General features: G+C 67.2%; 37 protein-coding genes. 36 read left to right on the top strand and 1 reads right to left on the bottom strand.

The features are described 5' to 3' along the window. Positions 1–59: 59 nt before the first annotated feature. From ACSF8R_RS04415 to ACSF8R_RS04285, 27 genes are all read left to right on the top strand, one after another. Complete coding sequence (locus ACSF8R_RS04415; protein ID WP_434810647.1) at positions 60–554, top strand: VanZ family protein; 495 nt, start codon at positions 60–62, stop codon at positions 552–554. 81 nt (positions 555–635) lie between these two features. After that, positions 636–851 (top strand): Rv0909 family putative TA system antitoxin, encoded by a 216-nt coding sequence (locus tag ACSF8R_RS04410; protein WP_434810646.1) that lies wholly within the window; start codon positions 636–638, stop codon positions 849–851. A gap of 311 nt (positions 852–1162) precedes the next feature. Beyond that, positions 1163–2113, top strand: coding sequence for a hypothetical protein (locus tag ACSF8R_RS04405; protein ID WP_434810645.1), 951 nt, complete (start codon positions 1163–1165; stop codon positions 2111–2113). 421 nt (positions 2114–2534) lie between these two features. Beyond that, the gene (gene rpsJ / locus ACSF8R_RS04400) at positions 2535–2843 is read left to right on the top strand and encodes a 30S ribosomal protein S10 (RefSeq protein ID WP_030147986.1); all 309 of its coding nucleotides are present in this window, start codon (positions 2535–2537) and stop codon (positions 2841–2843) included. A gap of 11 nt (positions 2844–2854) precedes the next feature. Beyond that, positions 2855–3514 carry a 50S ribosomal protein L3 gene (gene rplC / locus ACSF8R_RS04395; RefSeq protein ID WP_434810644.1) on the top strand — a complete coding sequence of 220 codons (660 nt, stop codon included), beginning with the start codon at positions 2855–2857 and terminating at the stop codon, positions 3512–3514. A gap of 2 nt (positions 3515–3516) precedes the next feature. Beyond that, the gene (rplD, locus tag ACSF8R_RS04390) at positions 3517–4179 is read left to right on the top strand and encodes a 50S ribosomal protein L4 (protein ID WP_434810643.1); all 663 of its coding nucleotides are present in this window, start codon (positions 3517–3519) and stop codon (positions 4177–4179) included. Next, positions 4176–4475, top strand: coding sequence for a 50S ribosomal protein L23 (gene rplW, locus ACSF8R_RS04385; protein ID WP_434810642.1), 300 nt, complete (start codon positions 4176–4178; stop codon positions 4473–4475). The genes rplD and rplW overlap by 4 nt, the downstream gene beginning before the upstream one ends. A gap of 25 nt (positions 4476–4500) precedes the next feature. Continuing rightward, positions 4501–5340, top strand: a complete 840-nt coding sequence (gene rplB / locus ACSF8R_RS04380) for a 50S ribosomal protein L2 (protein ID WP_434810641.1) — start codon at positions 4501–4503, stop codon at positions 5338–5340. Positions 5341–5352: 12 nt separating this feature from the next. After that, the gene (gene rpsS / locus ACSF8R_RS04375) at positions 5353–5634 is read left to right on the top strand and encodes a 30S ribosomal protein S19 (RefSeq protein ID WP_434810640.1); all 282 of its coding nucleotides are present in this window, start codon (positions 5353–5355) and stop codon (positions 5632–5634) included. Between the two features lie 37 nt (positions 5635–5671). Further along, positions 5672–6070, top strand: a complete 399-nt coding sequence (rplV, locus tag ACSF8R_RS04370; protein WP_434810639.1) for a 50S ribosomal protein L22 — start codon at positions 5672–5674, stop codon at positions 6068–6070. Then, positions 6070–6825, top strand: a complete 756-nt coding sequence (rpsC, locus tag ACSF8R_RS04365) for a 30S ribosomal protein S3 (RefSeq protein ID WP_434810638.1) — start codon at positions 6070–6072, stop codon at positions 6823–6825. The genes rplV and rpsC overlap by 1 nt, the downstream gene beginning before the upstream one ends. Further along, positions 6825–7244, top strand: coding sequence for a 50S ribosomal protein L16 (gene rplP, locus ACSF8R_RS04360; protein WP_067354305.1), 420 nt, complete (start codon positions 6825–6827; stop codon positions 7242–7244). Before rpsC ends, rplP begins: the two co-directional genes overlap by 1 nt. Continuing rightward, entirely contained in the window at positions 7244–7558 is a 315-nt protein-coding gene (gene rpmC, locus ACSF8R_RS04355) for a 50S ribosomal protein L29 (RefSeq protein ID WP_434810637.1), read from the top strand. The genes rplP and rpmC overlap by 1 nt, the downstream gene beginning before the upstream one ends. Beyond that, the gene (gene rpsQ, locus ACSF8R_RS04350; RefSeq protein ID WP_434810636.1) at positions 7558–7905 is read left to right on the top strand and encodes a 30S ribosomal protein S17; all 348 of its coding nucleotides are present in this window, start codon (positions 7558–7560) and stop codon (positions 7903–7905) included. The genes rpmC and rpsQ overlap by 1 nt, the downstream gene beginning before the upstream one ends. A gap of 36 nt (positions 7906–7941) precedes the next feature. Continuing rightward, on the top strand, positions 7942–8310 hold the full coding sequence (gene rplN / locus ACSF8R_RS04345; protein ID WP_191172194.1) for a 50S ribosomal protein L14: 369 nt from the start codon (positions 7942–7944) through the stop codon (positions 8308–8310). Between the two features lie 2 nt (positions 8311–8312). Then, entirely contained in the window at positions 8313–8672 is a 360-nt protein-coding gene (rplX, locus tag ACSF8R_RS04340) for a 50S ribosomal protein L24 (RefSeq protein WP_434810635.1), read from the top strand. A gap of 2 nt (positions 8673–8674) precedes the next feature. After that, complete coding sequence (gene rplE / locus ACSF8R_RS04335; RefSeq protein ID WP_434810634.1) at positions 8675–9259, top strand: 50S ribosomal protein L5; 585 nt, start codon at positions 8675–8677, stop codon at positions 9257–9259. A gap of 73 nt (positions 9260–9332) precedes the next feature. Continuing rightward, positions 9333–9731, top strand: coding sequence for a 30S ribosomal protein S8 (gene rpsH / locus ACSF8R_RS04330; protein ID WP_434810633.1), 399 nt, complete (start codon positions 9333–9335; stop codon positions 9729–9731). A 6-nt stretch (positions 9732–9737) separates the two neighbouring features. Then, positions 9738–10274 (top strand): 50S ribosomal protein L6, encoded by a 537-nt coding sequence (rplF, locus tag ACSF8R_RS04325; RefSeq protein WP_434810632.1) that lies wholly within the window; start codon positions 9738–9740, stop codon positions 10272–10274. Between the two features lie 2 nt (positions 10275–10276). Continuing rightward, positions 10277–10636, top strand: coding sequence for a 50S ribosomal protein L18 (gene rplR / locus ACSF8R_RS04320; RefSeq protein ID WP_434810631.1), 360 nt, complete (start codon positions 10277–10279; stop codon positions 10634–10636). After that, the gene (rpsE, locus tag ACSF8R_RS04315; RefSeq protein ID WP_434810630.1) at positions 10633–11337 is read left to right on the top strand and encodes a 30S ribosomal protein S5; all 705 of its coding nucleotides are present in this window, start codon (positions 10633–10635) and stop codon (positions 11335–11337) included. The genes rplR and rpsE overlap by 4 nt, the downstream gene beginning before the upstream one ends. After that, positions 11337–11522: a 50S ribosomal protein L30 gene (gene rpmD, locus ACSF8R_RS04310; protein ID WP_144807117.1), complete on the top strand. Its 186-nt coding sequence runs from the start codon at positions 11337–11339 to the stop codon at positions 11520–11522. Before rpsE ends, rpmD begins: the two co-directional genes overlap by 1 nt. Beyond that, entirely contained in the window at positions 11522–12022 is a 501-nt protein-coding gene (gene rplO / locus ACSF8R_RS04305) for a 50S ribosomal protein L15 (RefSeq protein ID WP_434810629.1), read from the top strand. The genes rpmD and rplO overlap by 1 nt, the downstream gene beginning before the upstream one ends. A gap of 100 nt (positions 12023–12122) precedes the next feature. Then, positions 12123–13448 carry a preprotein translocase subunit SecY gene (gene secY / locus ACSF8R_RS04300; RefSeq protein WP_434810628.1) on the top strand — a complete coding sequence of 442 codons (1326 nt, stop codon included), beginning with the start codon at positions 12123–12125 and terminating at the stop codon, positions 13446–13448. After that, on the top strand, positions 13448–14035 hold the full coding sequence (locus tag ACSF8R_RS04295) for an adenylate kinase (RefSeq protein WP_434810627.1): 588 nt from the start codon (positions 13448–13450) through the stop codon (positions 14033–14035). The genes secY and ACSF8R_RS04295 overlap by 1 nt, the downstream gene beginning before the upstream one ends. A gap of 1 nt (position 14036) precedes the next feature. Next, entirely contained in the window at positions 14037–14870 is an 834-nt protein-coding gene (gene map, locus ACSF8R_RS04290) for a type I methionyl aminopeptidase (protein WP_434810626.1), read from the top strand. Positions 14871–14882: 12 nt separating this feature from the next. Continuing rightward, positions 14883–15566 (top strand): DsbA family protein, encoded by a 684-nt coding sequence (locus tag ACSF8R_RS04285; RefSeq protein WP_434810625.1) that lies wholly within the window; start codon positions 14883–14885, stop codon positions 15564–15566. Between the two features lie 84 nt (positions 15567–15650). Here the strand turns inward: ACSF8R_RS04285 and ACSF8R_RS04280 are convergent, their stop codons facing one another. Further along, on the bottom strand, positions 15651–16598 hold the full coding sequence (locus tag ACSF8R_RS04280) for a hypothetical protein (RefSeq protein WP_434810624.1): 948 nt from the start codon (positions 16596–16598) through the stop codon (positions 15651–15653). 330 nt (positions 16599–16928) lie between these two features. Between ACSF8R_RS04280 and infA the strand changes: the two genes are divergently transcribed. The 9 genes from infA to ACSF8R_RS04235 all read left to right on the top strand — a co-directional run bounded on the left by infA (position 16929) and on the right by ACSF8R_RS04235 (position 22890). Beyond that, on the top strand, positions 16929–17150 hold the full coding sequence (gene infA, locus ACSF8R_RS04275) for a translation initiation factor IF-1 (protein ID WP_005050493.1): 222 nt from the start codon (positions 16929–16931) through the stop codon (positions 17148–17150). Positions 17151–17218: 68 nt separating this feature from the next. Beyond that, positions 17219–17335, top strand: coding sequence for a 50S ribosomal protein L36 (gene rpmJ / locus ACSF8R_RS04270; RefSeq protein ID WP_005050492.1), 117 nt, complete (start codon positions 17219–17221; stop codon positions 17333–17335). Between the two features lie 147 nt (positions 17336–17482). Further along, complete coding sequence (gene rpsM / locus ACSF8R_RS04265; RefSeq protein ID WP_179432956.1) at positions 17483–17857, top strand: 30S ribosomal protein S13; 375 nt, start codon at positions 17483–17485, stop codon at positions 17855–17857. 31 nt (positions 17858–17888) lie between these two features. Beyond that, positions 17889–18287 (top strand): 30S ribosomal protein S11, encoded by a 399-nt coding sequence (rpsK, locus tag ACSF8R_RS04260; protein WP_056117708.1) that lies wholly within the window; start codon positions 17889–17891, stop codon positions 18285–18287. 126 nt (positions 18288–18413) lie between these two features. Next, complete coding sequence (locus ACSF8R_RS04255; protein WP_434810623.1) at positions 18414–19409, top strand: DNA-directed RNA polymerase subunit alpha; 996 nt, start codon at positions 18414–18416, stop codon at positions 19407–19409. Between the two features lie 36 nt (positions 19410–19445). Next, positions 19446–19982, top strand: a complete 537-nt coding sequence (rplQ, locus tag ACSF8R_RS04250; protein ID WP_434810622.1) for a 50S ribosomal protein L17 — start codon at positions 19446–19448, stop codon at positions 19980–19982. Between the two features lie 100 nt (positions 19983–20082). Beyond that, positions 20083–21123 (top strand): GNAT family N-acetyltransferase, encoded by a 1041-nt coding sequence (locus ACSF8R_RS04245; RefSeq protein ID WP_434810621.1) that lies wholly within the window; start codon positions 20083–20085, stop codon positions 21121–21123. Between the two features lie 22 nt (positions 21124–21145). Next, positions 21146–22033, top strand: coding sequence for a carbohydrate kinase family protein (locus ACSF8R_RS04240; RefSeq protein ID WP_434810620.1), 888 nt, complete (start codon positions 21146–21148; stop codon positions 22031–22033). Positions 22034–22053: 20 nt separating this feature from the next. Then, on the top strand, positions 22054–22890 hold the full coding sequence (locus ACSF8R_RS04235; RefSeq protein WP_434810619.1) for a tRNA pseudouridine synthase A: 837 nt from the start codon (positions 22054–22056) through the stop codon (positions 22888–22890). The last annotated feature ends 14 nt before the right edge of the window (positions 22891–22904 follow it).

Below are 22904 nucleotides of genomic sequence, written 5' to 3'. Positions count from 1 at the left end.
TCGGGGGTCGTGTCGCGCGCGCCGGTGCCTCTGTGGGCAGCGTGCGTATCATCGGAACGATGTCTCGCGATTCGCTGCCGCGCACCAGCGGTGCTCGCCATGCCGTCGCGACAGCGCTCGGGGTCGGCTACGGGGTCGTGCTCGCGTTCATCGTGTTCTGGCCGAGCCCGGTCGACCGTCCGATCGCGGCGATGCTCCAGCGAGTCATCGCGGAACTCCACGAGCGCGGCGTTCCGCAGTTCGTCGACTACGCCCTCATCGAATTCTCCGCCAACGTACTGCTGTTCTTCCCGGTGGGGGTCTTCTTCGGCCTGGCCGTGCCGATCCGATGGTGGGTGCTCGCGCTCGCCGCCGGGCCCATGCTGTCGGCGATCGTCGAACTCGCCCAGGCCCGCTTGCTCGCCGAGCGTTACGCGACCGTCTCCGACGTCGTCGCCAACTCGATCGGCGCCACGATCGGTGTGCTCCTGGTGCTCGCGCTGCGGGCTGCCGTCGCCCAGCGCGATCAGCAGGTGATCGCGCGGCACGAGGCGCTGGCGGCCGCCCGAGCCTGACGGCAGACCCTTGCCAACCCCCGGTCAGACGGCAAGACTGTTCGGCACGGCGCACCGCCGCATCCGTGAAGGGAACATCACATGGGTATCGACGACATCGTCAACCAGGGCAAGGCATTCCTCGACCAGAACAAGGACAAGATCGAGGAGACCCTGAAGTCCGACCAGGCCGAAGACGTCAGCGACAACGTGCTCGACGCAGCCGCCGACTTCGTGAAGAAGATCGCGCCGGACTCGGTCGACGAGCAGATCGACGGCGTGCGCGACAACATCGACAGCAAGATCGGCAACGAGTAGTCCGAACCCGTCCGGAAGGGGGTGGATGCCACGGCATCCACCCCCTTCCCCTTCCTTCGCGAGCTTGCCGCTTCCTTCGCGAGCTTGCCGCTTCCTTCGCGAGCTTGCCGCTTCCTTCGCGAGCTTGCCCCTTTGCCCGCGAGTTTGTCCCGTCTTTCGCGAGCTTGCCGGCAAGGTCGTCAGCGAACCGGCCAGGTCGTGAGCGAACCGGCAAGGTCGGCGGCGTCTGCACAATCGTGCGAGGCTGCGGGTTGTTCACAGTTCGAGGACGTGTAGCGAGGGGGCACGTGGGTGTGCGCGACTGTGTTGGGATGACCCCGCTGCACACCGACCCGCGACTCGTTCTCCAGAAGAACCTCCATGCGTTCGCGGCGCTCGATCGGCGCGACCTCACGAAGGTCGGGCGCGGGGCGTTCGTGCGGACCGCTCAGTGGGATGACATCTTTCGCGACGATCGGCTGCGCATCGTCGCATCAGACGTGTGGCGCCGCGTCGATCGTTCGAATGGCGCATTCGCGATGCGAACGGCGCTGGCCATCCACGGACTGCCAGTGTTCGGCGGGCGGGATGATCGCGTCGACCTGATCGTTCCGGGAGCGAATCCGCGGCACGGGTCTTCCCAAGCACGCCGGCACCATTGCGCACTTCCGGAGTTCGACGTGTCCGTCATCGACGGCATGCGAGTCACGAGTATCGAGCGCACGCTGTATGACGTGATTCGGCTCGAATCGATCGAGGCGGCTGTCATCGCCTTGGATGCCGCGTTCCACCGTGCTGCGTGGGACGACCAGACCAACACCTACGACCGAGCCCTGGATGCCGCGCTCCGCGACGGGATCCATCGGCGCATCGTCGCCGGTTCCGGAGCCCGTGGCATCCGGCAGGCGCGCATAGTGCTCGACTTCGCCGACGGGCGCGCGGCATCCCCGGGTGAAAGCCTCCTGCGCCTGCGCACGTGGCAGGTCGGCATCGACGGTGCCGAGCCGCAGTTCCGGGTGGAGTTGGGGGCGGGCCGCTACGCGCTGCTCGATCTCGCGTTCAGTTCGCGGCGGATCTGGTTCGAGTTCGACGGTGACGTCAAGCTGACCGATCCGGCCATGCTGCGCGGCAGGACGGCCGCCGATGTGCTCGCAGAGCAGGCGGCGCGGCGGGATGCCGTCGCGCGCGTCCTCCAGTGGACCCCGTACCAGTACGGCTGGAACGATGTGCTGACACTCGACGCCTACGCAGCCGCCCTGCGAGCGCGCGGCATCCGGCCCTGAAGCGCCCGCGCGCCGAGCTTGCCGGCAAGCTCGCGCACGAACCGGCAAGCTCGCGCACGAACCGGCAAGCTCGCGCACGAACCGGCAAGCTCGCGATGCGGGCCGGGCGACGCTGGGGGAGTGCTGTGCGGGACACGCCCGGGTTTGCGACACGCCCGGGCGCCACGTAGACTAGTCAGGTTCCACATTCCTGCGCGCATGCGCGGGATCACTGCCAGGGCAGTGCATAGGCCGGCGAAAGCCCAGAGCCTAGGCCGCGGGCAGCAGAACAGCGAATCCGACACCACACCTGGAAACAGGTTCCGCACGCGTGCGGACGGTCGGACTGACATCAGAACAGCGGTGCGCAAGTGCCCGGCACAGAATCCTGTGCCATGCGCGTCCAATGCCCGTGAGGTAAGACGCAGAAAGAGAGTGAGCAATGGCGGGACAGAAGATCCGCATTCGCCTGAAGTCGTATGACCACGAGGTCATCGACTCTTCAGCGCGCAAGATCGTCGACACGGTCACCCGTGCCGGTGCGACGGTCGTGGGCCCCGTGCCCCTTCCGACCGAGAAGAACGTCGTGTGCGTCATCCGGTCGCCCCACAAGTACAAGGACAGCCGCGAGCACTTCGAGATGCGCACCCACAAGCGTCTGATCGACATCGTCGACCCGACGCCCAAGGCCGTCGACTCGCTGATGCGCCTTGACCTGCCGGCCGACGTCAACATCGAGATCAAGCTCTGAGGACGACGACCATGGCACACATCAACGAAAAGGTTTCCAAGGGCCTGCTCGGCACCAAGCTGGGCATGACCCAGGTGTGGGACGAGAACGGCAAGCTCGTTCCCGTCACCGTCATCGAGGTTGCACCCAACGTGGTCACCCAGGTCCGCACCCCCGAGAAGGACGGCTACAACGCCGTCCAGATCGCGGCCGGTCAGATCGACCCCCGCAAGGTGAACAAGCCCCTCACGGCCCACTTCGAGGCCGCCGGTGTCACCCCCCGTCGCCACCTCACCGAGGTGCGCACGGCCGACGCTGCTGACTACTCACTCGGTCAGGAGCTCACGGTCGACGGCACGTTCGAGGCCGGCCAGCTGGTCGACGTCGTCGGCACCAGCAAGGGCAAGGGCACCGCGGGTGTCATGAAGCGCCACAACTTCAAGGGCGTCTCGGCATCGCACGGTGCACACCGCAACCACCGCAAGCCCGGTTCGATCGGTGCATCGTCGACCCCGAGCCGCGTCTTCAAGGGCATGCGCATGGCCGGCCGTATGGGTGGCGAGCGCGTGACCGTCCTCAACCTCACGGTGCACGCCGTCGACGCCGAGAAGGGTCTGCTGCTCGTCAAGGGCGCCGTCCCCGGTGCGCGCGGCCGCCTCGTTTACGTCCGCAACGCAGTGAAGGGTGCCTGATCATGGCTGACTCGACTCTCGCGCTCGACGTCCTGAAGGCCGACGGCAAGAAGGCCGGCTCCGTGGAGCTGCCCGCCGCGATCTTCGACGTCAAGACGAACATCCCCCTCATCCACCAGGTCGTCGTCGCGCAGCTCGCGGCGGCTCGCCAGGGCACCCACTCGACCAAGCGTCGCGGTGAGGTCTCGGGCGCCGGCCGCAAGCCCTTCAAGCAGAAGGGCACGGGTAACGCCCGTCAGGGTTCGATCCGCGCGCCGCACATGACCGGTGGTGGCATCGTGCACGGCCCGAAGCCGCGCAACTACTCGCAGCGCACCCCCAAGAAGATGGTCGCGGCCGCCCTCCTGGGCGCCCTCAGCGACCGCGCTCGCGGTGGCCGCCTGCACATCGTCGACAGCTTCGGCATCGAGGGCGCGCCCTCGACCAAGGCCGCCGCTGCGGTGCTGTCGTCGCTGGCCCCCACGAAGAACGTCCTGGTGGTCATCACCCGTGACGACGAGCTCAGCGTCAAGAGCGTCCGCAACCTCGCGTACGTCCACGTGCTGACCTTCGACCAGCTCAACGCCTACGACGTGCTCGTCTCCGACGACATCGTCTTCACCAAGGCCGCCTACGACGCGTTCGTCGCGCACAAGGCCGGCGCCACTGAGGAGGTCTCGGCATGACCGCCGTCAACAAGGACCCGCGCGACATCATCCTGAAGCCGGTCGTCTCCGAGAAGAGCTACGGGCTCATCGACGAGGGCAAGTACACCTTCCTGGTGGACCCCCGCGCTTCGAAGACCGAGATCAAGCTCGCCATCGAGAAGATCTTCGACGTCAAGGTCGCAGCGGTCAACACGCTCAACCGCCCGGGCAAGGCCCGCCGCACCCGTTTCGGCATCGGCAAGCGCAAGGACACCAAGCGCGCCATCGTCACGCTGAAGTCGGGCACCATCGACATCTTCACGGCCGTCGGCTGACAGCTGGGATAGAGGACAAGCAAACATGGCTATTCGCAAGTACAAGCCCACGACCCCGGGTCGCCGCGGTTCGTCGGTGGCCGACTTCGCCGAGATCACCCGATCGACGCCCGAGAAGTCGCTCCTCCGCCCGCTGTCGAAGACCGGTGGTCGCAACAACCAGGGCCGTATCACGACCCGTCACATCGGTGGTGGCCACAAGCGCCAGTACCGCGTGATCGACTTCCGTCGCAACGACAAGGACGGCATCAACGCCAAGGTCGCTCACATCGAGTACGACCCCAACCGCACCGCGCGCATCGCGCTGCTGCACTACGTGGACGGCACCAAGCGCTACATCCTGGCGCCGAACAAGCTGAAGCAGGGCGACATCGTCGAGTCGGGTGCCGGCGCCGACATCAAGCCCGGCAACAACCTGCCGCTGCGCAACATCCCCACCGGTACCGTCATCCACGCCATCGAGCTCCGCCCCGGTGGCGGCGCGAAGATGGCCCGCTCGGCCGGCGTCAGCGTGCGTCTGGTCGCGAAGGACGGTCCCTACGCCCAGCTGCGTCTGCCCTCGGGCGAAATCCGCAACGTCGACGCGCGCTGCCGCGCGACGATCGGCGAGGTCGGCAACGCCGAGCAGTCGAACATCAACTGGGGCAAGGCCGGCCGCAAGCGTTGGAAGGGCGTCCGCCCGACCGTCCGCGGTGTCGCGATGAACCCCGTCGACCACCCGCACGGTGGTGGTGAGGGCAAGACCTCCGGTGGTCGTCACCCTGTCACTCCTTGGGGCCAGGCTGAGGGTCGTACCCGCCACCCCAACAAGGAAAGCGACAAGTACATCGTTCGCCGTCGCACCGTCGGCAAGAAGCGGAAGTAGGAGTAGAGGAAGATGCCTCGCAGCCTGAAGAAGGGCCCCTTCGTCGACGAGCACCTGCTTGCCAAGGTCGTCTCGCAGAACGAAGCCGGTACCAAGAACGTCATCAAGACCTGGTCGCGCCGCTCGATGATCATCCCGGCCATGCTGGGTCACACGATCGCCGTGCACGACGGACGCAAGCACATCCCCGTGTTCGTGTCCGAGACCATGGTCGGCCACAAGCTGGGCGAGTTCGCGCCCACCCGCACCTTCCGCGGCCACGAGAAGGACGACAAGAAGGGTCGCCGCCGCTGACGCGGGGGCGTTCCAGAGAGGACAGAGGAGGAGAGACATGGTGGAATCCATCGCACGCGTGAAGCACATCCGCGTGACCCCTCAGAAGGCTCGTCGTGTCGTCGCGCTCATCAAGGGCAAGCAGGCTCAGGAGGCTCTCGCCATCCTGAAGTTCGCGCCCCAGGGTGCCAGCGAGCCGATCTACAAGCTCGTCGCATCCGCGGTCGCCAACGCCCGCGTGAAGGCAGACAAGGACGGCGAGTTCCTGGACGAGCAGGACCTGTACGTGCGCAACGCGTACGTGGACGAGGGCACGACGCTCAAGCGTTTCCAGCCCCGCGCCCAGGGTCGTGCCTTCCAGATCAAGAAGCGCACGAGCCACATCACGGTCGAGCTGGCTACCCCCGCGGTCGCCGACGCCTCGGCCGACACCACGACCAAGAAGGCGAGCAAGTAATGGGACAGAAGGTCAACCCCTACGGCTTCCGCCTCGGCATCACCACGGACCACGTGTCGCGTTGGTTCTCGGACTCCACCAAGCCCGGGCAGCGTTACGCCGACTACGTGGCCGAGGACGTCAAGATCCGCCAGCTGCTGCAGACGCAGCTCGACCGTGCCGGCGTGTCCGGCATCGAGATCGAGCGCACCCGTGACCGCGTCCGCGTCGACATCCACACCGCCCGTCCGGGCATCGTGATCGGTCGTCGTGGCGCCGAGGCCGAGCGCATCCGCGCCGACCTCGAGAAGCTCACCGGCAAGCAGATCCAGCTGAACATCCTCGAGGTCAAGAACCCCGAGGCCGACGCCCAGCTCGTCGCGCAGGGCATCGCCGAGCAGCTCTCCGCACGTGTGGCCTTCCGCCGCGCGATGCGCAAGGGTCTGCAGGGTGCGCAGCGCGCCGGTGCCAAGGGCATCCGCATCCAGGTCTCCGGCCGTCTCGGCGGCGCCGAGATGAGCCGCTCGGAGTTCTACCGCGAGGGTCGTGTGCCCCTGCACACGCTGCGCGCGAACATCGACTACGGCTTCTACGAGGCCAAGACCACCTTCGGCCGCATCGGCGTGAAGGTCTGGATTTACAAGGGCGACCTGACCAACAAGGAGCTCGCTCGCGAGCAGGCCAACGCCCCCAAGTCGCGCGGTCGTGACGACCGCGGTGACCGTCGTCGCGGCCCCCGCAACGAGGCCCCCGTCGCAGAAGGAGCGTCTGCCTGATGCTTATTCCCCGCAAGGTCAAGTACCGCAAGCAGCACCACCCGAAGCGCGATGGCCAGGCCACCGGTGGCACCAAGGTGTCGTTCGGTGAGTTCGGCATCCAGGCCCTGACCCCCGCTTACGTGACCAACCGTCAGATCGAGTCCGCTCGTATCGCGATGACCCGTCACATCAAGCGTGGTGGAAAGGTGTGGATCAACATCTACCCCGACCGTCCGCTCACGAAGAAGCCGGCCGAAACCCGCATGGGTTCCGGTAAGGGTTCGCCCGAGTGGTGGGTCGCCAACGTCAAGCCGGGTCGCGTCCTTTTCGAGGTCGCCGGTGTCAACGAGCAGCTCGCTCGTGAAGCACTGACCCGTGCAATCCACAAGCTGCCCCTGAAGGCACGCATCATCAAGCGCGAGGAGGGCGACGCGTAATGGCCGTCGGAACCAAGACGCTCGCCACGAGCGAGCTGGACACGTTCGAGGACCAGCGCCTCGTCGAGGAGCTGCGCAAGGCCAAGGAAGAGCTGTTCAACCTGCGCTTCCAGTCGGCCACCGGCCAGCTCGAGAGCCACGGCCGCATCCGTGCGGTCAAGCGCGACATCGCGCGGCTCTACACCGTGATCCGCGAGCGCGAGCTGGGCATCCGTGCCACGCCCGCGCCCGTCGAGACCGCGACGAAGGCGAAGAAGACGAAGGCCAAGAAGGCGGATGCCGCCGACGAGGCCGCGAAGGAAGAGGCCGAGTGATGGCTGAGACCAAGAAGAAGGCGGCCGAGAAGGTCGTCGAGCCGACCGTCGAGGCCGGCCACGAGCACGCCGAGCACGACGTGCGTGACCCGGAGGCCCGCGGTTACCGCAAGGCCCGCCGTGGCTACGTCGTCAGCGACAAGATGGACAAGACCATCGTCGTCGAGGTCGAGGACCGCGTGAAGCACCCGCTCTACGGCAAGGTCATCCGCCGCACCTCGAAGGTCAAGGCGCACGACGAGGCGAACACCGCCGGCATCGGCGACCTCGTCCTCATCAACGAGACCCGTCCGCTCAGCGCCACCAAGCGCTGGCGTCTGGTCGAGATCCTCGAGAAGGCCAAGTAAGCCGTCGAGGCTCACTTGGAACCCAAGGAGTAAGAAGTGATTCAGACTGAGTCCCGCCTCAAGGTCGCCGACAACACCGGCGCCAAGGAGCTGCTCACGATCCGTGTGCTGGGCGGCTCCAACCGCCGGTACGCCGGACTGGGCGACATCATCGTGGCGACCGTCAAGGACGCGATCCCGGGCGGCAACGTCAAGAAGGGCGACGTGGTCAAGGCCGTCGTCGTCCGCACCGTGAAGCAGACCCGTCGTCCCGACGGTTCGTACATCAAGTTCGACGAGAACGCCGCCGTCATCCTGAAGAACGACGGGGAGCCCCGCGGCACCCGCATCTTCGGCCCGGTCGGTCGTGAACTTCGTGACAAGAAGTTCATGAAGATCGTCTCGCTCGCCCCGGAGGTCATCTGATCATGGCGAAGATCAAGAAGGGCGACCTGGTTCAGGTCATCTCGGGCGCCAAGCCCGAGCGCGGCGGCGACCGCGGCAAGCAGGGCAAGGTCCTCGAGATCCTTGTCGAGCAGAACCGCGTCATCGTCGAGGGCGTGAACTACGTCACCAAGCACAACCGCGTGGGCCAGTCCCAGCGCGGCACCAAGACGGGCGGCATCGAGACGATGGAAGCCCCGATCCACATCTCCAACGTCGCCCTCGTCGACCCCGAGACCAAGAAGCCGACCCGCGTCGGTCACAAGGTCGAGGAGAAGACGAAGGACGGCGTGAAGCGCACCGTCCGCGTGCGCTACGCGAAGAAGAGCGGCAAGGACCTCTGAACATGAGCACCACCACTGCCGCGGCGGCTGGCAAGATCCAGCCCCGCCTGAAGCAGAAGTACCAGGGCGAGATCAAGAAGGCGCTGCAGGACGAGTTCGGCTACGAGAACGTCATGCAGATCCCCGGGATCGTCAAGGTCGTCGTCAACACCGGTGTCGGTGAGGCCGCGCGTGACAGCAAGGTCATCGACGGCGCCATCGCCGACCTGACCGCGATCACCGGTCAGAAGCCGCTCGTCACCAAGGCTCGCAAGTCGATCGCGCAGTTCAAGCTGCGCGAGGGCCAGGCCATCGGCGCACACGTCACCCTCCGCGGTGACCGCGCGTGGGAGTTCCTGGACCGGCTCGTGAACCTCGCGCTGCCCCGCATCCGCGACTTCCGCGGTCTGTCGCCCAAGCAGTTCGACGGCCACGGCAACTACACGTTCGGTCTGCAGGAGCAGTCGGTCTTCCACGAGATCAACCAGGACAAGATCGATCGCGTCCGCGGTTTCGACATCACGATCGTCACCACCGCCAAGAACGACGAAGAGGGTCGGTCGCTGCTGCGCCAGCTCGGCTTCCCGTTCAAGGCAGTCGACGCCTGAACCGGCGTCACCTCACGAAGGTCGGATGTCGTGTAACGGCATCCGAAACCGCTGAACAAAGGAATCACACGAAATGACAATGACAGACCCGGTCGCTGACATGCTGACCCGTCTGCGCAACGCGAACTCGGCGCACCACGACTCCGTGTCGCTGCCGAGCTCCAAGCTCAAGACCAACATCGCCGAGATCCTCCAGCAGGAGGGCTACATCGCAGGTTGGGAGGTCTCCGACGCACGTGTCGGCCAGACCCTCACCCTGACGCTGAAGTACGGCCCGAACCGCGAGCGGTCGATCGCCGGCATCAAGCGCGTCTCGAAGCCCGGCCTCCGCGTCTACGCGAAGTCCAACGAGCTGCCCACCGTCCTCGGTGGCCTCGGCGTCGCGATCCTGTCCACCTCCTCCGGTCTGCTCACCGACCGCCAGGCCGACCAGAAGGGCGTGGGTGGGGAAGTCCTCGCCTACGTGTGGTGATCTGACATGTCGCGTATCGGACGTCTTCCCATCGACATCCCCGCCGGCGTGACCGTTTCGGTCGCCGGCCAGGACGTCACCGTCAAGGGCCCGAAGGGCGAGCTCACGCTCACCGTCGCCAAGCCCATCGAGGCCAAGGTCGAGGAGAACCAGGTCGTGGTCTCCCGTCCCGACGACGAGCGTGAGTCGCGCTCGCTGCACGGACTGACCCGTACCCTCATCAACAACAACATCATCGGCGTCACCCAGGGCTACACCAAGGGCCTCGAAGTCGTCGGCACCGGCTACCGTGTGCAGCAGAAGGGCACCTCGGTCGAGTTCGCCCTCGGCTTCTCGCACCCGGTCCTGGTCGAGGCGCCGGCCGGCATCACGCTGACCGTCGAGGGCAACAACAAGCTCACGGTCTCGGGCATCGACAAGCAGGCCGTCGGTGAGGCCGCCGCCAACATCCGCAAGATCCGCAAGCCCGAGCCGTACAAGGGCAAGGGTGTGCGTTACGCGGGCGAGGTCGTCCGCCGCAAGGCCGGAAAGGCTGGTAAGTAATCATGGCTGTGAAGTCGAAGTCCGACGCCCGCGCGCGTCGTCACGCCCGTCTTCGCAAGAAGATCGTGGGCACCGAGGTGCGCCCGCGCCTCGTCGTGACCCGGTCCGCCCGCCACGTCTTCGTGCAGCTGGTCGACGACAGCAAGGGCCACACGGTCGCTTCCGCGTCGACGCTCGAGGAAGGCCTGCGCGGCTTCGAGGGTGACAAGACCGCCAAGGCCCGCAAGGTCGGCGAGCTCGTCGCCGAGCGTGCCAAGGCCGCCGGCGTCTCGGACGTCGTGTTCGACCGCGGTGGCAACCGCTACGCGGGTCGAGTCGCTGCGATCGCCGACGGCGCTCGCGAGGGAGGTCTGAACCTGTGACCGAGAACAAGGAGAACGAAGTGACCGAGCAGGCAGCGGACACCGCTCCCGCCCAGGATGCCGCCGGCCAGAACGCCGCGGGCACCGAGCGCGAGGCTCGTGAGCCCCGTCGTGGTGGCCGTGAGCGCCGGGACAACCGCGGTGACCGCGGTGGCCGCGACCGCAACGAGAGCCAGTTCCTCGAGCGCGTCGTCACCATCAACCGCGTCTCGAAGGTCGTCAAGGGTGGCCGCCGCTTCAGCTTCACGGCGCTCGTCGTCGTCGGTGACGGCAACGGCCTCGTGGGTGTCGGCTACGGCAAGGCCCGCGAAGTGCCCCTCGCCATCTCGAAGGGTGTCGAAGAGGCCAAGCGCAGCTTCTTCCGTGTGCCGCGCGCCGGTTCCACCATCCCGCACCCCGTGCAGGGTGAGGCCGCCGCTGGTGTCGTGCTGCTGCGTCCGGCCGCTGCCGGTACCGGTGTCATCGCCGGTGGTCCGGTCCGCGCCGTGCTCGAGTGCGCCGGCATCCACGACGTGCTGTCGAAGTCGCTGGGTTCGTCGAACACGATCAACATCGTGCACGCGACCGTGGAGGCGCTGAAGCAGCTCGAGGAGCCCCGTGCGGTCGCCGCGCGCCGTGGCCTGGACTTCGACCAGGTCGCGCCGGCCCGTCTGATCCGTGCCGAGGCCGAGGCTGCCAAGGCGCAGAAGGTAGGTGCCTGATGGCCGCCCGTCTGAAGGTGACCCAGGTCAAGTCCAAGGTGAGCGAGAAGCAGAACCAGCGTGACACGCTGCGTTCGCTCGGTCTCAAGCGGATCGGCGACTCGGTCGTCCGTCCCGACGACTCGCAGACGCGCGGGTATGTCAAGACCGTCGCGCACCTCGTGAAGGTTGAGGAGATCGACTGATGGCTGAGAAGAAGAAGGCCACCGAGAAGGCTGCTCCGAAGAAGGATGCCGAGACCACGCGTCCAGGCGTGCTGAAGGTGCACCACCTGCGTCCGGTTCCCGGCGCGCACACCGCCAAGACCCGTGTCGGTCGTGGTGAGGGCTCGAAGGGCAAGACCGCGGGCCGTGGTACCAAGGGCACGAAGGCCCGTTACCAGGTCCGCCAGGGCTTCGAGGGTGGCCAGATGCCGCTCCACATGCGTACGCCGAAGCTGCGCGGGTTCAAGAACCCGTTCCGCGTCGAGTACCAGGTGGTCAACCTCGACAAGCTGGCTGAGCTGTACCCCAAGGGTGGAGACGTCACCGTGGCCGACCTGGTCGCCAAGGGTGCCGTCCGCAAGAACGAGAAGGTCAAGGTGCTCGGCACCGGCGACATCTCGGTCGCACTCACCGTTTCGGTCGACAAGGTCTCGGGTTCCGCCGAGCAGAAGATCGTCGCGGCTGGCGGCAGCATCAAGTAATTCCACGGCAGGGGCCGGAGGCGAGCCTCCGGCCCCTGTTGCCGTACGCTGGGAGGCGGCGTCTCCCGAGGCGTCGGCCATCCCTCTGGAGGAAACAGTCTTGTTCAGCGCTATCGCGCGGGTCTTCCGCACACCGGATCTCCGGCGGAAGATCGGCTTCACCCTGGCGATCATCGTCCTGTATCGCTTCGGCGCGCACATCCCTGCACCGTTCGTGAACTTCCCGAACGTGACGTCGTGTCTCGACCAGTCGGGCAGTGCCGAGGGCCTGCTTTCGCTGGTGAACCTGTTCTCGGGCGGCGCGCTCCTCCAGCTCTCCATCTTCGCGCTGGGCGTCATGCCCTACATCACCGCGACGATCATCGTGCAGCTGCTGCGCGTGGTCATCCCGCACTTCGAGTCGCTGTACAAGGAGGGGCAGGCCGGCCAGGCCAAGCTCACCCAGTACACCCGTTACCTGACGATCGCGCTCGCGCTGCTGCAGTCGACGACGCTCGTGACGGTCGCCCGCTCCGGCCAGCTGTTCGGCATCACCGGCATCCCCGAGTGCGAGTCGGTGCTGACGAACGACGCCTGGTGGGCCCAGCTGCTCATGATCATCACGATGACCGCCGGTACCGGCCTCATCATGTGGTTCGCCGAGCTGGTCACCGAGCGCGGTGTCGGCAACGGCATGTCGCTGCTCATCTTCACCTCGATCGCGGCGACCTTCCCGTCGGCGCTGTGGGCGATCCAGCAGACCAACGGCTTCGAGGTCTTCCTCCTCGTGCTCGCGATCGGCATCGCGGTCGTCGCCCTCGTCGTGTTCGTCGAGCAGTCGCAGCGCCGCGTGCCCGTGCAGTACGCCAAGCGCATGGTCGGCAGGCGCACGCTCGGCGGCACGAACACGTACATCCCCATCAAGGTGAACATGGCCGGCGTCGTGCCCGTCATCTTCGCATCGTCGCTGCTGTACATCCCCGCCCTCATCGCCCAGTTCAACCAGACGCCCGACGCCGACGGCAACGTGCCCGGCTGGGTCGCCTGGATCCAGGCGAACTTCACCACCGGTGACCACCCGCTGTACATGCTGGTGTACTTCCTGCTGATCATCGGGTTCACCTACTTCTACGTCGCGATCACGTTCAACCCGGTCGAGGTCGCCGACAACATGAAGAAGTACGGCGGCTTCATCCCCGGCATCCGCGCCGGTCGTCCCACCGCCGAGTACCTCGACTACGTGCTCACCCGCATCACGCTGCCGGGCTCGATCTACCTCGGTCTCATTGCACTGCTGCCCCTCATCGCGCTGGCGACGGTCGGCGCCAACCAGAACTTCCCGTTCGGTGGCGCGTCGATCCTCATCATCGTCGGCGTCGGGCTCGAGACCGTGAAGCAGATCGACGCCCAGCTCCAGCAGCGACACTACGAAGGGCTCCTCCGCTGATGACCGCTCCCCGTCTTCTCATCGTCGGCCCGCAAGGCTCGGGCAAGGGCACGCAGGGCGTGCGCATCGCCGAGGCACTCGGCATCCCGGTCGTCTCCACCGGCGATGTGTTCCGCGCGAACGTGAAGGACGGGACCGAGCTCGGGCTCAAGGTCAAGGCGATCATCGACGCCGGCGACCTGGTTCCCGACGAGCTGACGAGCGCGATCGTGCGCGACCGCCTGGAGCAGGATGACGCCGCCGGCGGCTTCCTCCTCGACGGCTACCCCCGCAACCTCGGCCAGGTCGGAGACCTCGACGCGTTCCTCGCATCCCGCGGCGAAGCGCTCACGGGGGTCATCGAGCTGTCGGTGCCCCGCGACGAGTCGATCCAGCGTCTGGCGCTGCGCGCGACCGAGCAGGGTCGCGCCGATGACACCGAAGAGGCGATCGCCAAGCGTCTGTCGATCTACGAGTCCGAGACGGCCCCGATCCTCGACGTGTACCGCGAACGCGGCGTCGTCGACGAGATCGACGGCGTCGGCTCGCTCGATGCGATCACCGAGCGCATCACCGCCGCCCTCGCAGCGCGCGGCATCTCGGCCTGACGTGGTCTTCCGACGCTCGATTTACAAGACGCCCGCCCAGCTTCGGGCGATGGTGGAGCCGGGGCTCATCACGGCGGCCGCGCTCGACGCGGTGCGGGCGATCATCGCCCCGGGAGTGACGACCGGTGAGCTGGATGCCGCCGCGCACGACGTCATCGTCTCGCGCGGGGCAGAGTCCAACTTCCAACTCGTGCGCGGTTACCGCCACACGACGTGCATCTCGGTGAACGAACAGGTCGTCCACGGCATCCCGGGGTCGCTCCGGCTCGAGGCCGGCGACATCGTGTCGGTGGACTGCGGCGCGCAGTTCAAGGGGTGGAACGGCGACTCCGCCATGACCGTCGTCGTTCCCGACGCGACGCGACCCGAGGTGGTCGCTGCACGCGAGCGCTTGTCGGAGGTGACGAGGGGCTCGTTGTGGGCCGGCATCGCAGCACTCGCATCGGCGTCCCGTGTCGGAGAGGTCGGCGACGCCGTCCAGTCCCACATCGAGTCGTCGGGCGAGGGCTACGGCATCCTCCGCGATTATGTCGGCCATGGCATCGGTCGCAAGATGCACGAGGGTCCCACGGTCTTCAACTACCGCGTCGCCGACCTCGGACCTGACGTGCGCCCCGGGCTGTGCCTCGCGATCGAGCCGATGATCACCGCGGGATCCGAAGCCACCTTCGTCGAGGACGACGAGTGGACGGTCTCGACCGTGGACGGACGCGACGGGTGCCATTGGGAGCACAGCGTCGCCGTGCACGAGAACGGCATCTGGGTGCTGACGGCACCCGACGGAGGAGCCGCAGACCTTGCGCCGTTCGGCGTGACGCCTGTGGCGATCGACTGAGGAGGCGGGCCGATGGCAGCGGCACAGGGCAGGACGAACTGGTTCGCGATCTGGACGAGCGTCGCGGTCGTGGCGGTGATCGCGGTGCTCGTGGTCGTCGTCGCCATGATGAACAACAATGCGACCGATCCGGGCACGCCGCCGACGGGCGCCGGCATCGTCCAGGAGACCGGCGCGATCGTGGTCGGCGACGGCGAGCAGACCCTCGACACCTACCTCGACTTCATGTGCCCGATCTGCGGACAGTTCGAGGAGGCGTACGGCGAAGAGATCCTCGCGCTTGTCGAGGACGGCACGATCACCCTCAACATCCACCCCATCTCGATCCTCGACCGCTTCTCGCAGAACACCGAGTATTCGACGCGTGCGGCGAACGCGATGTATTGCGTCGCCGAAGCTGATGCCGATGCCGCTTACCCCTTCATGCAGGCGCTGTTCGCCGACCAGCCCTCCGAAGGCACGACGGGACTGACCGACGAGCAGCTGCTCGAGATCGCGGGGGATGCCGGGGTCACCGGCATCGACGCCTGCGTGACCGACCGCGAGTACGGCGACTACGTCACTGCGATGACGAAAGAGACCCCGGTGCAGCCGGGCGCGTCCGGCATCGGCACGCCGACGCTTGCTGTCAACGGCGAGGTCATCGCCAACAGCTCCATTCCCGCCGTCGGCGAGTTCGCGACGCTCTTCGACTGACGCGCCCCCGCGCTGACCACGCGAGAAATCACTGTTGTCGCGAGGCGTCCCTGCCCCCGTGGTTTCTCGCGCAGAAGTGGTTTCTCAGGTGCGGGCCCGCGGATTCCGCGTGAGTGTCGCGGCGAGTGCGGGCGAGCCCGGGTAGCGCTGGGGGATGCCAGACGAGACCAACGCGCGGCACATCGGGGTCACTCGGCACGAGTCGCCGTAGTCCCACCGCGCGAAGCGAGGGTGATGCCGGCGCAGGCGATCCTCTCTGCGCTTCTCGTTGCGGAGGTGGCGTTCCGCGGCAGCCGGATCGGAGAGGTCGTACTTGCCCCAGCCGTCCGATTCCCCGATGCCGCCCACCGACGGGAATTCGAAGTCGACTCGATCGACGAAGCCCTCGTACGTGAAGACGACCTGCAGCTCGGGTCGCTCGAAACCACCCACTTCCATGCCCGCGCGACTGATGCTCTCACCCGGTGACTCGGCGAGGCGGTCTGCGCGCGGCAGGACCCAGCCCACACGCGCGCGGCCGCGTACCGTCAGCTGCTCGGCTGCACGATCGATCAGATCGCTCGCGTCGGCACCGGTGCGGAGGGCGGCATCCGCTACCGCGAGTCCGAAGCCGAGCGGCAACGCGCGGACCAGGTCGAGGGTGGTGTCGGAGAGCGACGTCGCACGGATGCCGCCGAGGTTGGTGATGTCGCGGCCGTCCGCCGCGGTGTGCACGCACACATCGCCGAAGCGTCGCGATGCGGTACGGTCCGGGTCGAACACGTGGATGTCGCGGGTCTCGCTGAAGCAGGGCAGCCCGTGTGCCACGGCGGCGGACTCGTGCGAGAGCACGGCATCCGGATGCCGCCGCAGGAACGCCGCAACCCGCACTTCGTACCGCTGCCACGGTGCCAGCGCCCGCCAAGCGGCGGCGTCCACGTAGACGCCGCTGCGGACACGATGAAATCGCGAAGACGACACGGCGATGCCAGCCAGTCGTGCGTCAGCCGCAGTCACGAGCGCCAGCGGGGTGGGGAGTGCGAGAAGCGTCATTGCCCCAGCATCCGCCACGCCCTCACCGCGCGTCCGGCATGCACCCCGATCTGTGGACCCCGCTCCCACCGGCACCCTTGTGGAGGAGGCGATGCCCCGTCCGCAAGAAACCACTTCCGCGGCGACAAACCCTCGGTGCGGTGGTGTCTGGGCGCAGCATTGGTTTCTCGGGGCGCGGCGGCAGGCGGGCAGCCACCGCGGCGACGGCGAGTTGCCGGGTCGGCGGATACCACGTACACTGGATCTTTGGTGCGTTGCGCCTGTTTCGGCGTGTCACCACACATCCCATTCACCGCAGACCGACCGGTCTGCACAAGCGTCAGCGAGGCTATGGCTAAGAAAGACGGTGTCATCGAGATCGAGGGCGTCGTGTCCGAGGCGCTGCCCAACGCGATGTTCCGCGTTGAGCTCACTAACGGACACAAGGTTCTCGCAACGATTTCCGGAAAGATGCGGCAGAACTACATTCGCATCATCCCCGAAGACCGTGTCGTCGTGGAGCTCTCGCCCTACGACCTGACGCGCGGTCGCATCGTCTACCGCTACCGCTAGACCGGTCGAGAAGTAACGCCCCATCCGGATCGCAATCCGGATGCCGGCGAAGACAGCGAAAGAACATCATGAAGGTCAACCCCTCCGTCAAGCCCATCTGCGACCACTGCAAGGTCATCCGTCGTCACGGTCGCGTCATGGTCATCTGCAAGTCGAACCCGCGTCACAAGCAGCGCCAGGGCTGATCGGATGCCGCGCTCGACGCGGCCCGCAGCACACAACTGAATACTCACAACGGCAGGATCAGAACTGATCACCGGTCAGGGACACCTCGGGCGGAGGCCCGGGCACCGATCCTGCTCCACACCTCCACTCACTCCTAGGAGAACCGCATGGCACGTCTTGCCGGCGTCGACATCCCGCGCGACAAGCGCGTGGTGATCGCACTCACGTACATCTACGGCATCGGCCGTACCCGTTCGGTCGAGATCCTCAAGGCCACCGAGATCGACGAGTCGATCCGCGTCAAGGACCTCACCGACGACCAGCTCATCGCACTCCGCGACCACATCGAGGGCACCTACAAGGTGGAGGGTGACCTCCGTCGAGAGGTCGCCGCCGACATCCGCCGCAAGGTCGAGATCGGTTCCTACGAGGGCCTGCGCCACCGCCGCGGCCTCCCGGTGCGCGGTCAGCGCACCAAGACCAACGCGCGCACCCGCAAGGGCCCGAAGCGCACCGTCGCCGGCAAGAAGAAGGCGCGCTAAGCGCCGGCCCCAGGTTTAGGAGAAGAACGAAATGGCACAGGCCAAGACCGCTGCGCGCAAGCCGCGCCGCAAGGAGAAGAAGAACATCGCGCTGGGCCAGGCCCACATCAAGTCGACGTTCAACAACACGATCGTCTCGATCACCGACCCGTCGGGCGCCGTCATCAGCTGGGCCTCCTCGGGTGGCGTCGGCTTCAAGGGCTCGCGCAAGTCGACCCCCTACGCCGCCGGCATGGCCGCCGAGTCCGCTGCGCGCCAGGCGCAGGAGCACGGCGTCAAGAAGGTCGACGTCTTCGTGAAGGGTCCCGGCTCGGGCCGCGAGACCGCGATCCGTTCGCTGCAGGCCGCCGGCCTCGAGGTGGGCTCCATCCAGGACGTCACCCCGCAGGCACACAACGGCTGCCGCCCCCCGAAGCGCCGCCGCGTCTGATATCACTTCCTTCGCGGATGCCGGAGCCCCCGCACGAGCGGGCGCTTCGGCATCCCACGAGCAAAACTCAACACCTCACCAACTGCACGTGTCATATAGCGGGCACGTGATTGAAAGGAACACATAGTGCTCATTGCACAGCGTCCCACCCTGACCGAGGAGAAGATCGGCGAGTTCCGCAGCCGCTTCGTCATCGAGCCGCTCGAGCCCGGCTTCGGTTACACGATCGGCAACGCGCTGCGCCGCAGCCTGCTCTCCTCGATCCCCGGCGCCGCCGTCACCAGCATCCGCATCGACGGCGTGCTGCACGAGTTCAGCACGATCCCCGGTGTCAAGGAAGATGTCACCGAGATCATCCTGAACATCAAGCAGCTGGTCGTCTCGAGCGAGCGCGACGAGCCCATCACGGCGTACCTGCGCAAGACGGGTGCCGGTGAGGTGACCGCAGCCGACATCTCGGCTCCCGCCGGTGTCGAGGTGCACAACCCCGAGCTGGTCATCGCGACCCTCAACGACAGCGCGCAGTTCGAACTCGAACTGACCATCGAGCGTGGCCGTGGCTACGTGTCGGCGACCCAGAACCGCAACGAGTACGCCGAGGCCGGCCAGATCCCGGTCGACTCGATCTACTCGCCGGTCACCAAGGTCAGCTACCGCGTCGACGCCACCCGTGCCGGTGAGCGCACCGACTTCGACAAGCTCGTCCTCGACGTCGAGTCGAAGGCATCCATGGACCCGCGCGACGCCGTCGCATCGGCTGGCCGCACCCTCACCGAGCTGTTCGGTCTCGCTCGCGAGCTGAACGTCGAGGCCGAGGGCATCGAGATCGGCCCCGCGCCGGTCGCCGAGGTGCTCACCAACGAGCTGTCGATGCCGATCGAGGACCTCGACCTGTCGGTCCGCTCGTACAACTGCCTCAAGCGCGAGGGCATCAACACCGTCTCCGAGCTGGTCGCTCTGTCCGAGACGCAGCTGATGAACATCCGCAACTTCGGTCAGAAGTCGGTCGACGAGGTTCGCGACAAGCTCGTCTCGCTCGGCCTGTCGCTGAAGGATTCGGTGCCCGGCTTCGACGGCGCCCACTTCTACGGCGGCTACGAAGACGAGTCGTCGTCCATCTGATCCGCTGATCGACTTTCCCACCTGGAGTAACTGAGAATGCCCAAGCCCACGAAGGGTCCCCGCCTCGGAGGCGGCCCCGCACACGAGCGTCTGCTGCTGGCGAACCTTGCCGCTGCGCTGTTCACCCACAAGTCGATCACGACGACCGAGACCAAGGCCAAGCGCCTTCGTCCGCTCGCCGAGCGCCTCATCACCTTCGCCAAGCGCGGCGACCTGCACGCCCGTCGCCGGGTGCTGTCGGTCATCGGTGACAAGGAAGTCGTGCACGTCCTGTTCACCGAGATCGCTCCGCTGGTCGCCGAGCGTGAGGGCGGCTACACCCGCATCACGAAGGTCGGCAACCGCAAGGGCGACAACGCCCCCATGGCCGTCATCGAGCTCGTCCTCGAGCCGGTGAAGCCGAAGGCGAAGTCGGCCAAGAAGGCCGCCGCTCCGGTCGCCGAGGAGGCTCCGGTCGAAGAGGCTCCCGCCGAGGAGACCCCTGCTGAAGAAGCTCCCGCCGAGGAGACCCCGGCTGAGGACGCTTCGACGGAGGAGGCCGCTGAGGCCCCCGCCGAGGAGAAGTCCGAGTAAGGATCTCACTGCGAACAGGCCCGCATCCCCTGGGGATGCGGGCCTGTTCGCATGTGGCCATCCGGATGCGTGGGCCGATCCACGCCGGTACTGTGAGGTGGTGACTCAAGACGCCCTCTCCGCCCGTCTCGGATCCGTTCCCGCGCCGCAGGTGCCCTCGCACCCGGACGTGGCCACCTGGCGGCCCGCGACCGCGGCCGACATCGACGCGATCCACACGTTGATGGGCGCTGCCGACCCCGTCGACCACCCGACGTGGACGACGCCGCGCGAAGACATCGCCGATCTGTTCGACCTTGCCGAGATGGACCCGGCGCGAGACATGCTGCTCGCCGAGGACGCGGACGGCACCCTGCTCGCGTACGGTGAGGTGCTCCTGCACCCGAGCCGCGAGGGCGGCGAGCTGACTGTCTACCTCAGCGGAACGGTGCACCCGGCGCACCGTCGGCGCGGCATCGGCGCACGACTCCTCGCGTGGCAGCACGCACGGGGGCTGGAACGACTCGCCGAGGGCGCAGCGCACCTCGAAGACGGTGGCGTCTCGGGCGAGATGAAGATCTACGCTGAAGAACGCAACGCCGGGCAGCGCGCCCTCGCCGAGGCGGCCGGGTACCAGGTGGAGCGATGGTTCACCAGCATGGTGCGCGATCTCGCCGACGCCCCCGGCATCCCCACGGTGCCGGACGGCCTCGAGGTCGTGGCGTACACGCACGACCGCGATCTCGATGCGCTCGAAGCCCGCAACGACGCGTTCCGCGATCACTGGGGGAGCCGGCCGACCGAACCGCAGCGATGGATGCAGTTTGTCGGGGGTGAGTTCTTCCGAGCCGACCTTTCACGGCTGGTGCTCGACGGCGGGCGGATCGTCGCGTTCTGCCTCGCATCGGTCAACGAGGACGACTGGGAGACGCTCGGCGCGAGCAACTCCTACATCGACCTCATCGGTGTCGTGCGGTCGCACCGTCGTCGTGGACTCGCCCCTCTGGTGATCGCGAACACCCTCGACGCGATCCGTGCCGCGGGCTTGCAGAAGGCCGTGCTCGACGTCGACACCGCGAGTCCTACCGGTGCGAACGCCCTCTATGAGGGATTGGGATTCGCCGCCACCGAGCGTTCGATCGCGCTCGTCATGCATGTGTGACCTGGACGACGAAGGAGTCATCATGAAGACGCAGGTGCTCGTGATCGGGGAGGCGCTGATCGACATCGTCGACGGCCCGGGCGGCGTGACCGAGTTCGTCGGCGGGAGCCCGGCAAACGTCGCCGTCGGCCTGGCGCGTCAGGGGCTTCGCACTCAGCTGTACACGCGGATCGGCACCGACCAGCGCGGCATCCGCATCGCAGAGCAGGTCGCGGCATCCGGCGTCGGCATCGTGTCGGCGTCGTGGACCGGTGCGCCGACCTCGACGGCTCGTGCGCGATTGCAGCCCGATGGTTCCGCGGCGTACGATTTCGACCTCGACTGGGCGATCGAGGCCCCCGAGTGCGATGCCGACGCGGTGCACTCGGGCTCGATCGCGTTGTTCCTCGACCCGGGCGGCGATGTCGCGCTCACCGCGCTCGAACAAGCCGCGCACGAGGGCCGTCTCGTGACCGTGGATCCGAACATCCGCCCGGCCCTCGTCGGCGACCGAGAGGTGGCCCTCCGCCGCTTCTGGCGTGCTGCGGCGGCCGCAGATCTGCTCAAACTCAGTGACGAGGATGCCGCCTGGCTGTTCCCCGGGCGCATCCCCGAAGAGGTGCTGCCGGATCTCGCGGGGCGCGGCCCCCGCATCGTGGTGATGACGCAGGGTGGCGAAGGCGCGATGGCCTACGGCCCTGGTGGCCTCGTGAACGTGCCGGCGTGGCCCGTGCATGTGACCGACACGATCGGTGCAGGAGATGCCTACATGGCGAGTCTCATCGCGAGTGCCCTCGACGACGCCGAGTTGTTCGAGCAGGAGGCGGCACTCGAGCGCGCGATGCGCAGAGCTGCGGTCGCCGCGGGCATCACCGTCTCGCGCGCCGGCGCCAATCCACCCACGCGCGCGCAGATCGACGCGCTGCTGTGACCGAGGATGAGGCTGACAGGGTGCGCCTCCGGATCGACCTCGCCTACGACGGCACGGGCTTTCGCGGATGGGCGCGCCAGCCCGGCCTGCGCACGGTCCAGGGCACGCTCGAAGCGGCCGTCGCACGGCTGCTCGGCGGTGATCCGCAGCTGGTCGTCGCCGGGCGCACGGATGCCGGTGTGCACGCGTCAGGGCAGGTCGCCCACCTCGATCTCGACGAGGGACAGCTCGCGCGGCTCGCGAAAGCCCGCAATCCCGTGCCGAGCGCCCTCGCGCCGCGCCTGAACGGTGTGCTGGGGCAGTACCCCGACCTCGCGGTGCACGCGGTCGACACCGCGCCCGAGGGATTCGACGCCCGCTTCTCGGCGGTCTGGCGGCGCTATCGTTACCGCATCGCAGATCGGCTCACCGGGTACGACCCGCTCGAGCGCGCTCGCACGACGAGTGTGAACGCATCGCTCGATGTGGGGGCGATGGATGCCGCGGCGCGCGGATTGCGCGGCCTGCACGATTTCGCGGCGTACTGCAAGCCGCGCGAGGGAGCGACGACGATTCGCACCCTGCTCGAGTTCGACTGGCACCGCGATGCCGACGGTGTCGTCATTGCGAACGTGAAGGCCGACGCGTTCTGCCACAGCATGGTCCGCGCGCTCGTGGGTGGGTGTGTCGCGGTCGGCGACGGAAAGCTCGACCCCGACGACCTGGTCGACATCCGCAATGCGCTGGCGCGGACCAACGAGATCAAGGTGCTCGCCGCGCGTGGACTCACGCTCACCGAGGTCGGCTACCCGGCGGATGCGCAGCTCGCGCTCCGGGCGGAGCAGACGCGGGCGCGTCGCTCGATGGATGCGGACTGACCGCGTGCCGCAGC

Source organism: Microbacterium sp. bgisy189 (assembly GCF_965345345.1).
Classification (GTDB): domain Bacteria; phylum Actinomycetota; class Actinomycetes; order Actinomycetales; family Microbacteriaceae; genus Microbacterium.
Note: the sequence above shows the minus strand (reverse complement) of the source record. Positions and strands in the feature narration are given on the sequence as shown.

Coding starts and splice junctions, on each gene's coding strand:
- rplB (WP_434810641.1), top strand. CDS start 4,501: ATGGCTATTCGCAAGTACAAGCCCACGACCCCGGGTCGCCGCGGTTCG.
- ACSF8R_RS04410 (WP_434810646.1), top strand. CDS start 636: ATGGGTATCGACGACATCGTCAACCAGGGCAAGGCATTCCTCGACCAG.
- rplD (WP_434810643.1), top strand. CDS start 3,517: ATGGCTGACTCGACTCTCGCGCTCGACGTCCTGAAGGCCGACGGCAAG.
- ACSF8R_RS04415 (WP_434810647.1), top strand. CDS start 60: ATGTCTCGCGATTCGCTGCCGCGCACCAGCGGTGCTCGCCATGCCGTC.
- rplR (WP_434810631.1), top strand. CDS start 10,277: ATGGCTGTGAAGTCGAAGTCCGACGCCCGCGCGCGTCGTCACGCCCGT.
- rplV (WP_434810639.1), top strand. CDS start 5,672: ATGGTGGAATCCATCGCACGCGTGAAGCACATCCGCGTGACCCCTCAG.
- rpsM (WP_179432956.1), top strand. CDS start 17,483: ATGGCACGTCTTGCCGGCGTCGACATCCCGCGCGACAAGCGCGTGGTG.
- rpmJ (WP_005050492.1), top strand. CDS start 17,219: ATGAAGGTCAACCCCTCCGTCAAGCCCATCTGCGACCACTGCAAGGTC.
- rpsS (WP_434810640.1), top strand. CDS start 5,353: ATGCCTCGCAGCCTGAAGAAGGGCCCCTTCGTCGACGAGCACCTGCTT.
- rplC (WP_434810644.1), top strand. CDS start 2,855: ATGGCACACATCAACGAAAAGGTTTCCAAGGGCCTGCTCGGCACCAAG.
- rplP (WP_067354305.1), top strand. CDS start 6,825: ATGCTTATTCCCCGCAAGGTCAAGTACCGCAAGCAGCACCACCCGAAG.
- rplQ (WP_434810622.1), top strand. CDS start 19,446: ATGCCCAAGCCCACGAAGGGTCCCCGCCTCGGAGGCGGCCCCGCACAC.
- rpmC (WP_434810637.1), top strand. CDS start 7,244: ATGGCCGTCGGAACCAAGACGCTCGCCACGAGCGAGCTGGACACGTTC.
- rpsC (WP_434810638.1), top strand. CDS start 6,070: ATGGGACAGAAGGTCAACCCCTACGGCTTCCGCCTCGGCATCACCACG.
- rpmD (WP_144807117.1), top strand. CDS start 11,337: ATGGCCGCCCGTCTGAAGGTGACCCAGGTCAAGTCCAAGGTGAGCGAG.
- infA (WP_005050493.1), top strand. CDS start 16,929: ATGGCTAAGAAAGACGGTGTCATCGAGATCGAGGGCGTCGTGTCCGAG.
- rplO (WP_434810629.1), top strand. CDS start 11,522: ATGGCTGAGAAGAAGAAGGCCACCGAGAAGGCTGCTCCGAAGAAGGAT.
- ACSF8R_RS04280 (WP_434810624.1), bottom strand. CDS start 16,598: ATGACGCTTCTCGCACTCCCCACCCCGCTGGCGCTCGTGACTGCGGCT.
- rplF (WP_434810632.1), top strand. CDS start 9,738: ATGTCGCGTATCGGACGTCTTCCCATCGACATCCCCGCCGGCGTGACC.
- rplW (WP_434810642.1), top strand. CDS start 4,176: ATGACCGCCGTCAACAAGGACCCGCGCGACATCATCCTGAAGCCGGTC.
- rplX (WP_434810635.1), top strand. CDS start 8,313: ATGGCGAAGATCAAGAAGGGCGACCTGGTTCAGGTCATCTCGGGCGCC.
- rpsJ (WP_030147986.1), top strand. CDS start 2,535: ATGGCGGGACAGAAGATCCGCATTCGCCTGAAGTCGTATGACCACGAG.
- rpsQ (WP_434810636.1), top strand. CDS start 7,558: ATGGCTGAGACCAAGAAGAAGGCGGCCGAGAAGGTCGTCGAGCCGACC.
- ACSF8R_RS04295 (WP_434810627.1), top strand. CDS start 13,448: ATGACCGCTCCCCGTCTTCTCATCGTCGGCCCGCAAGGCTCGGGCAAG.
- rpsK (WP_056117708.1), top strand. CDS start 17,889: ATGGCACAGGCCAAGACCGCTGCGCGCAAGCCGCGCCGCAAGGAGAAG.
- rpsH (WP_434810633.1), top strand. CDS start 9,333: ATGACAATGACAGACCCGGTCGCTGACATGCTGACCCGTCTGCGCAAC.
- rplE (WP_434810634.1), top strand. CDS start 8,675: ATGAGCACCACCACTGCCGCGGCGGCTGGCAAGATCCAGCCCCGCCTG.
- ACSF8R_RS04240 (WP_434810620.1), top strand. CDS start 21,146: ATGAAGACGCAGGTGCTCGTGATCGGGGAGGCGCTGATCGACATCGTC.
- ACSF8R_RS04285 (WP_434810625.1), top strand. CDS start 14,883: ATGGCAGCGGCACAGGGCAGGACGAACTGGTTCGCGATCTGGACGAGC.
- ACSF8R_RS04405 (WP_434810645.1), top strand. CDS start 1,163: ATGACCCCGCTGCACACCGACCCGCGACTCGTTCTCCAGAAGAACCTC.